The organism is Romboutsia sp. 13368, assembly GCF_018336475.1.
In the GTDB taxonomy this organism is placed as follows: Bacteria; Bacillota; Clostridia; order Peptostreptococcales; family Peptostreptococcaceae; genus Romboutsia.
Genome location: NZ_CP048741.1, coordinates 705,574 through 706,288, shown reverse-complemented (window position 1 = coordinate 706,288; position 715 = coordinate 705,574). Strand labels below are relative to the sequence as shown.

At 26.2% G+C, this 715-nt stretch carries 1 protein-coding gene; it reads right to left on the bottom strand.

Annotation, left to right across the window (positions count from 1 at the left end; all coding sequences use genetic code 11):
- On the bottom strand, nt 1–640 hold a 640-nt coding region (locus tag G3997_RS02800; protein ID WP_296647750.1), incomplete at its 3' end, for a GntR family transcriptional regulator.
- Nucleotides 641–715: the final 75 nt, after the last annotated feature.

Genomic DNA, 715 nt, shown 5'->3' with positions numbered 1-715 from the left:
TCCATCCTTTTAATGGTGACTTTATGTGCGACTCAATCACTTCTTCTATTCCATCTTTAGACTTATTTTTTATCATATCTAAATATATTTTATGTTGTTGAACTATTTGCTTTTTATTGGATTCCATTTCAGATAATAGTCTCATTCTATTATAGTGAGTACTTAAGCTTGTTATGCTTTCCCATATATGAACTTTATTAGTACCTAAAAATAGTAATTTATGAAATTCTTTATCTAATGCATGAAATTCTATATCATTGTCTTCTTTGTCAATTATTAAACTTTGGGCAAATATATTTTTTTCTAATTCCATTAATATTTCATCTGGAAAACTTTCACAAGCTTCTTTTAAAACTTCTTTTTCTAATGTATATCTCATAAATATAGCTTCTTCAATTAAATTCCAGTCTATTAGTGAAATATATGTTCCCGATTGAGGCTTAACTTCAATAAGATGTTCACTTTTTAATTTCATTATAACTTCTCTTATAGGTGTTCGTGATATATTTAACTTTTCTGATAAATCTGATTCGCTTAATAATTCCCCTGGTTTTAATTCTAAAGACATTATATTCTCTTTTAATACCCTATACGCATATTCTTTTCCCGTTTCCTTATGCTTTTTCTCGTAAAATATCATTCCATTCCTCCTATACTTATTCTTATACTTATACAATAATATGATTATAGCCCCCTATTTTATAATATACTTTAT